Below are 295 nucleotides of genomic sequence, written 5' to 3'. Positions count from 1 at the left end.
GCCGCGCATCGCCTCACGCTGCACCTCGATCAGCGTTTTCGCCGGCGCTTCCAGCCCGGCGCCGACAAAGGCCATCATCGCATGGGCGTCGTTGAAGGCGTAGTTGCCGGCGGCGGCTTTCGGGATCCAGTTGGCGGCGAGCGCCGCCCAGCGGTCGCCGACATCGACGCCGCCGAGATGGAGACGCCACAGGATCGCCGAGGCGTCGACCATATTGAGCGCCAATGTCGAGCGTTTTCCATAGATCGGCCCGTCATAGAGCCGGAGCACCTCGCCGGTTTCGCCAAGATCGTAG

The 295-nt window shown here is 66.1% G+C and carries 1 pseudogene; it reads right to left on the bottom strand.

Annotated features, from left to right (window positions below):
• Positions 1-295, bottom strand: a pseudogene (locus EN852_RS39275) (tetratricopeptide repeat protein); the annotation flags it as partial.

It is taken from the genome of Mesorhizobium sp. M2E.F.Ca.ET.209.01.1.1 (assembly GCF_004010375.2).
Lineage (GTDB): Bacteria > Pseudomonadota > Alphaproteobacteria > Rhizobiales > Rhizobiaceae > Mesorhizobium.
Note: the sequence above shows the minus strand (reverse complement) of the source record. Positions and strands in the feature narration are given on the sequence as shown.